Source organism: Pseudomonas turukhanskensis (assembly GCF_027922365.1).
GTDB lineage: Bacteria > Pseudomonadota > Gammaproteobacteria > Pseudomonadales > Pseudomonadaceae > Aquipseudomonas > Aquipseudomonas turukhanskensis.
Genome location: NZ_BSFN01000034.1, coordinates 22,571 through 30,538, shown reverse-complemented (window position 1 = coordinate 30,538; position 7,968 = coordinate 22,571). Strand labels below are relative to the sequence as shown.

The following is a 7,968-nucleotide window of genomic DNA, read 5'->3' as shown; positions in this document are numbered from 1 at the left end:
GATGCGCCGAGCAGCCGCGGCGGACAAACCAAACAAAGCGACACCAGCAGCACTACCCCCAGCAACACAGCGCCAGACGTAAACATAGCGAAAGGCAACCACAACTACGCCGACGCACCGGCGGCCAAACCCAAACAGACCGTCGACCCGCGCGTAATCGCCACTACCGATACCAGCAACCCGGCCGCAAACAAGGCCGTGCAAAACCTGGCTAGCAACTCAGCCCCAGACGTAAACGCACCGACAAGTACCCGCAACTCCGCCGACACCCCGGCGGCACAAACCAAACAGAACGTCGACCCGCGCGTAGTCACCAATACCGATACCAACAACCCGGCCGCAAACAACACCGTAAAAACTCTGGCCAGCAACTCAGCCCCAGACGTAAACCTACCGACAAGTACCCGCAACTCCGCCGACGCTCCGGCGGCACAAACCAAACAGAACTTCGACCAACGCGTGATCGTCAACACCGATACCAGTGATCCGGCGGTCAACAAGGCTGTGCAAAACCTGGCCAACAAACACCCGGACAACAGCGTGGTCATCGCGCCAAACGCTGACGGCAGCCACACCATTGTGCAAGGCACGCTCGCCAATGGCGGCAGCACCAAGGTTGAAGTGGTGGGGCACGGTAAAAACCAAGCGGTGGGTGGTTTGGACAGCAAGCAAATCACCGACGTGGTGAAAAACCTGGCCAGCGACGGCAAAACCCAGGTCGACAAAGTGGCGCTGGTGGGCTGCGGCACCGCGTGCGCCAAAGACGGCAATAGCCTGGTCACCGACGTAAGCAACCTGCTGGCCCAGCAAGGTGCAACCACCGAGGTGAAGGGCTATGAAACGAGCGTAAAGGTCAATGAGCAAGGCCGTAAAACGCCTGCCGCAGATGGCGACAGCGACGCTCTTGGGAAAAATGGCTTACCGCAGGGCAACGCAGGCGGCAATACCTATGTGGATGGGGGTGCAACTAGACCCCCCAGCCCGCAACCGGACTACCCCGGCGCTGGCACTGGTAGACCTAATGTTGGCGGCGCAGAAAGCGATATTTATGCAAGTAGACCGCCGAGCCCGGCGCCGGACTATCCCGACGCCAGCGCTGGGAGACCTAATGTTGCTGGCAACGATGGTTATTTGCGGGCACAAGACGGGGGGGCAGGTACAGCAAATAACAGGGACGATGGCTACGCCGTTATCGATGGGTTGAGCTCTGGCCGTGTTGGTGCAGAAAGCGATATTTATGCAAGTAGACCGCCGAGCCCGGCGCCGGACTACCCCGACGCCAGCGCTGGGAGACCTAATGTTGCTGGCAACGATGGTTCTCTGCGGGCACAGGACATGGGGACTGGTGCAGCAAATAGCAGGGACGATGGCTACGCCGTTATCGATGGGCTGAGCTCTGGTCGTGTTGATGCAGCAAGCGATATCTATGTGGATGTGGGTTCAACCAGACCCTCCAGCATGGCGCCGGATTACACCGACGCCCGCACAGAGAGACCTATGGTTGCTGGCAACGATGGTTCTCTGCGGGCACAGGACATGGGGACTGGTGCAGCAAATAGCAGGGACGATGGCTACGCCGTTATCGATGGGCTGAGCTCTGGTCGTGTTGATGCAGCAAGCGATATCTATGTGGATGTGGGTTCAACCAGGCCCTCCAGTCCGGCGCCGGATTACACCGATGCCCGCACAGAGAGACCTGTGGTTGCTGGCAACGATGGTTCTCTGCGGGCACAGGACATGGGGACTGGTACAGCAAATAACGGGGACGATGGCTACGCCGTTATCGATGGGCTGAGCTCTGGTCGTGTTGATGCAGCAAGCGATATCTATGTGGATGTCGGTTCAACCAGGCCCTCCAGTCCGGCGCCGGATTACACCGACGCCCGCACAGAGAGACCTATGGTTGCTGGCAACGATGGTTCTCTGCGGGCACAGGACATGGGGACTGGTGCAGCAAATAGCAGGGACGATGGCTACGCCGTTATCGATGGGCTGAGCTCTGGTCGTGTTGATGCAGCAAGCGATATCTATGTGGATGTGGGTTCAACCAGGCCCTCCAGTCCGGCGCCGGATTACACCGACGCCCGCACAGAGAGACCTATTGTTGCGGGCAACGATAGTTATTTGCAGGCGCAGGACATGGGGACTGGTACGGCAAATAGCAGGGACGATGGCTACGCCGTTATCGATGGGCTGAGCTCTGGTCGTGTTGATGCAGCAAGCGATATCTATGTGGACGTGGGTGCAACCAGACCCTCCAGCCCGGCGCCGGATTACACCGACGCCAGCGACGCGCCGGCGGCACAAACCAAACAGACCTTCGACCAGCGCGTAATCGTAAATACCGACACCCGCGATCCGGCGGTCAATAAAGCTGTGCAAAACCTGGCCAACAAACACCCGGACAACAGCGTGGTCATCGCGCCAAAAGCCGACGGCAGCCACACCGTTCTACAAGGCACGCTAGCCAATGGCGGCAGCACCAAGGTTGAAGTGGTGGGGCACGGTAAAGACCAAGCGGTGGGCGGTTTGGACAGCAAGCAAATCACCGACGTAGTGAAAAACCTCGCCAGCGAAGGCAAAACCCAGGTCGACAAAGTGGCGCTGGTTGGCTGCGGCACGGCGTGTGCGAAGGACGGCAATAGCCTGGTTAACGACGTAAGTAACCTGCTAGCCCAGCAAGGTGCAACCACCGAGGTGAAAGGCTATGAAACGGGCGTAAAGGTCAATGAGCAAGGCCGTAAAACGCCTGCAGCAGAGGGCGACATAGACGCGCTGGGCAAGAACGCGCCCCTAGGTGCGACGGAGCAAAATAAACTCGGTCAAGAGCAGAGCCAACAGAAAAAAGTTGAACCGGAATATGCCAATGGCTACTGGGAAAACGGCAAATTTGTTAGCAATGCGGACAACTTAATACACCAAGCCAAGCAAGAAAAGGTTATCAGCAGCGAGTATGCAGAGTTTCTTGATAAAGCCAGAAAAGAAGTGAGCTTGAAACTGGAAACAGGTCCAGTATTCGTCGGCGAAACGCACACCAAGCCAGAAGGTTCGCTGCTGATAAGACAGATGATCCTAGACGGAAAAGTAAGCGCACTAACAGTGGAGTCGCCACCGCATGAAAACACGCTAGCAAAAACAATGCGCGGCCGGGAACTACTGAATCTGATAGCCGATAGCGGTTATCGCTCGCTTGAAGACTATTTAAATAATGCCCCTTTTTCCGATGGGTATAGAAAGCCCAAAGAAATTCAAGATGGGCTAATCTATCTTCTGGAAAAACAATGGGTGGAGAAATCAACGAAAGAAATACTTCCACGCAACAAGTTGCTTATTGAGGCACTATCGTCCGGAATAAAACTGAATTTTGTTGATACCGAGATCAGAACCGGAGTTCGCCAAAATGATATGGAGCAACGCAACAATTACATGGCTGAAAGAATAAAAGAAACTCCAAGTACAACAATGCCAGGCGCCATTGGGATATTCGGCGCCGAGCATTTGCGGATACAACTGAAAGACTCCGCACTAAACCCTGGCCTGCAGAAATTAGCGGGTGTAGATGACTCGCGGACCTATGATTTGTCTGCGGCATTTGAGGACAAGGTAAGCGGCATTCGCCAGCCGAGATGGGGAGAGTTAAGCAAGGAGTCTAATCCCCAGCAGAGAGCCCGCGAATCGGAGCTGGAACCCTTTAAGTGGAATAATGAGACCTCCACTTATGAGCCGCAGCAGTACACCGGTCGCGTCATATTAGACGTCAACGATGGAGATAGGAGTTTGCTACAGGCGCAGAGTATTCTAAAAAAATATCCCAGCAACACTATTTACTTCAAAACTACAGGTACAGAATTCGACTACCAAAGCGGAGTATATTACAACATAAATAACCAAGAAAACATCAAGATATATCTCTTGGGCAACAACAAGGAACGTGAAAAAGCCATAGACGCCAACAAGCTTTTCAAGCATCTCTCTACGAAGGAGATAAATATTTCCAGCGTTAAAAAAATAGCGAATCCTGAGCGTCTACCTGCCCTATCTGGAAGCGCTACTGAAACCAGCCCTGACATGCCTACACAGATGCAAAAAATAACAAAACCGCCGGTAGCGCCAAAATCGAAAAGAACCATGGAAAAGCCGCCCCTTCCCGCAAAGCCAGTCAATGCGCTCACCCCCGGTAACGTGACGACAGGTCAAGGCATCAGCAGCCAGCGTAACAGCGATACAGGAAAAACAGAGTCCGCGCATGCCACCGAAGCCACTCAAAACAATGCCTCGCCCCAAGTGCCGAAGACCAAACAGGTTTTCGATCAGCGCGTAATCGTCAATACCGACACCCGCGATCCGGCGGTCAATAAAGCTGTGCAAAACCTGGCCAACAAACACCCGGACAACAGCGTGGTCATCGCGCCAAAAGCCGACGGCAGTCACACCGTTCTACAAGGCACGCTAGCCAATGGCGGCAGCACCAAGGTTGAAGTGGTGGGGCACGGTAAAGACCAAGCGGTGGGCGGTTTGGACAGCAAGCAAATCACCGACGTGGTGAAAAACCTGGCCAGCAACGGCAAAACCAGCATCGACAAACTGGCGCTGGTGGGCTGTGGCACGGCGTGTGCGAAGGACGGCAATAGCCTGGTAAACGACGTAAACCGTCTGTTGCAACAGCAAGGTGCAACCACCGAGGTGAAGGGTTATGAAACAGCCGTAAAGGTCAATGAACAAGGCCGTAAAAAGCCCGCAGCAGAGGGCGCCATAGACGCGCTGGGCAAAGGCAGTGCGCCCACAAAACCCGTTGCCACTGCGCAGGGCGATGCCGCCATCGACGACGCATTGGCCGACCTGAAAGGGGCCTACGCACAACTGGGTGCCAACACATCGACCGCTGGCATGGCGGCGGCCCCAAGGGATATTCGACGTTTTGCGGATATGCAATTCACTGACAATTTCCACTCGGCACCTACGACCGGCGGGATTATCAATGGTCATATGGTCGGCGATAACACGCTGTTGGCCATGCAATATCCAGGAGTAGGCAAATCGCTGCCTGACCGGGCCGCGAAGGATCAGGCTTACCTAGTCAACTTTGCCGACACGCTGAGCCAGGTGCACACGGTCGTCGACCTGACCAATCTGGCCGACAGGGATAAACACAACTTGCTTGATTACCGCCCCATGGACCGAGCGGACAAGCCGTTTGAGGCCGGCGGGTTTAAAGCTGATTTCCTGCTTAACGATGTAGTCGAAGTCGCCGGTATCGATTCCGCTGTGAAGGGCAAACTGAACGTGAGCCTTACCTCGCCCGATGGGAAAACAACCGAGACCTCGGTTAACTACCTGAATGCGCCGGTGGTGGACCACGGCACCATGGATACCAACTGGCTGAACGCCATAGCAAGTGAAATCAATAACGCCCGAACCGCCGCTAGGGACGAAGGGAAATGCGTGGGGGTGCATTGCACCGCTGGCGTTGGACGTACCGGGCTCGCCATTGTCGCCGCGCAACTGCAAGACGCCCACAACGCCGGAGTACTCACCAGCAGTAATACCAAATCGACGGTCGATGGCCTGATTCAGGAGCTGCGCCAACAACGCGGCAAATTGATGGTGCAGACTGACGCGCAGTACGGGAAGTTGCTGGAGTATTCCAAGCAGTTGGCGGCCGGTGACTTCGCGGCCCATGACTACGCCAACCTGCGGGACATAAGCGACGCACTTAAAGGGGCGGAAGGTGGAACTGACAACGTGGTCGTCAGCTCGGGCGATTACGTGAATGTGCAAGTCAAGGACGGTAAGGCCCAGGTCGTGTCTGAGGTAACGCCGAATACCGTTGCCAAGGGCACTGGGGACTACATCAATGTAGAGATAAAAGATGGCAAGGCTCAGGTGGTTCCTGAAGTCGCGCTCAAACCTCAATTGATGCCTGACATCGCGTCCAGCACGAAAGTGGCGCCTGAAGTTGCGCCTAAACCAAAAGCGGCGCCTGAAGTTGCGCCCAAACCAAAAGTGGCGCCTGAAGTTTCGCCCAAACCAAAAGTGGCGCCTGAAGTTTCGCCTAAACCAAAAATGGCGCCTGAGGTTGCTCCCAAACCGAAAGTGCCACCAGTGCCCGCAAAACCGGGTGCTCATTCAGCCGACGATAGCACCACGGCTGCGTTGGAAAACGCGCCACTGCGGGTGCGAGAAGCCAGGCAAGATGCCTTGCAACGCAGACGGGGGGCTGTTCTAGATGCGGGCTCTAACCACCAGGTTGTGGTGCAGGTCGGTGATGACAATCTCACCACTGATGCAGCGAAAAACCTGACAGGCAAACATCCTACCGACTCCACCCATTATGTTATGCAGGCCGATGGCAGTCTGAAGCTGGTTTACGGCCCTGCCCAAACCATCGCCGGTCAAAGGCTGAAAGTGCAGGTGGTGGGCCATGGCAGCGCCGATGGCGCGACCATTGGTGGCGCCGATATCGATGCGCTGAGAAATATCGTCGACCAGGTCACCCAGCAATTTGGAGACCAACCGAACAAGATCACTCTGGCAGGCTGCAATACCGCAGCCTGTCTGGCTGCCAATCTGCAAGAACAATATCCGCATATAAAAATAGCCGGCTTTGATACCACTCGGGCCATTGATGCCGATGGCCGTAAGCGCAATGTTGATGCCGATGATCCGCGGGCGTTGATGGACGACCGAACTGACTTGCCAGGCGCCTCTGGGGACGCGCCCATCTCGCCGCGAGGCCGAGGAGGTATTGCCAATCCGATACGTGAAGCGTTTTTTGGCTCCAAGGACACTATTGGTGTGATCGAGCCCCACATCCAGGCCAACATAGACCATCGGGTCGCCCGCAATCTTGCCGAGGAAGTCGAGTTGCCAGGCAAGGCTGGCAACCTGCGTGGTTATCTCTATAAAGCCAGCGAGGCTGCGCCGGTAGACAAGGTTGTGCTCTTCCTCCATGGCTCGGGTGGCGGCGGCCAGACCCAAGCCCTTGAAGTGGTCGATGAATACAAAGCCCGAGGTATTTCAGTGCTTGCAGTGGATGGGCGCGGGTACGGCAATAGCGACGGAAAACCCTCGGAAAAGGGCCTTTACGCAGATGCCGCGTCTATGTATGACTACTTGGTAAATATTAAAAAAGTTGACCCGAAAAGCATTTTGATCCAAGGCTATTCAATGGGGGCACCTGTCGCGGCGAAGCTGGCCGCCAAGCAGTCTGTTCAGGGTAAACCGGTCGGCGGGTTACTGCTGGATCGGCCGATGCCAAGTACCGTCCAGGCATTGGAAGCCCACAAAGATGCTTTCTGGAATCCTCTGGGACTCGGGTCGCTGGTGGCCAAGACCGTGAACGGTCGGTTCAGTGTGGTCACCAACCTCAAGGGGCTGTCAGATACGCCCGTGATGCTGTTGAGTGACAGCGAAGGATTAGGCCTGCAGGCCGAAATTCTGCGCGGCCGGCTGGAAAACAGAGGCTATTCGGTCAAGGGTGAGCAGACCCCCTATGAACACACCGACGGTCGGGCCCTGATGGCAGATTATGCCGACAAGATCACCGAGCAGTTCTTTAAAGGAGCGTCCAACTCTGCGCAGGAGCCGAATAAAGTAAAGGCTCACCTTGCGCCTGCCGTGCCTGGCACGTCCCACGCGCAGCGCGACGGAAACGGCGACGGCGACGCTGCAGCAGCGGCCGAGGGGCAGCCGCAGTTGCGCGACAAGGTTAACCCGCGAGCACTGTTAGCAGAGGTCCTTCAGCAACGGCGTAAGGGTATGATTTTGAAGGACGGCACCGCAGTGCAGGACGATAAAGAGCAGGGCGGTGTGCCGCTGGGGCAGGACGGTCGAGCGTTTGATGATCCTGCTGCATCGGCTGGCGAACAGCGCCAACACCTCCACAATGACGCTGACGCCCAGACCGCAAAACCAAACAAACCTTCGACCAGCACCTAATCGTAAATACCGATACCCGAAATCGGCAAT

At 56.0% G+C, this 7,968-nt stretch carries 1 protein-coding gene; it reads left to right on the top strand.

Annotated elements, in window-relative coordinates; all coding sequences use genetic code 11:
• Positions 1–198 precede the first annotated feature (198 nt).
• Positions 199–7,938, top strand: coding sequence for an alpha/beta fold hydrolase (locus tag PKE98_RS26025; protein ID WP_271198384.1), 7,740 nt, complete (start codon positions 199–201; stop codon positions 7,936–7,938).
• Positions 7,939–7,968: the final 30 nt, after the last annotated feature.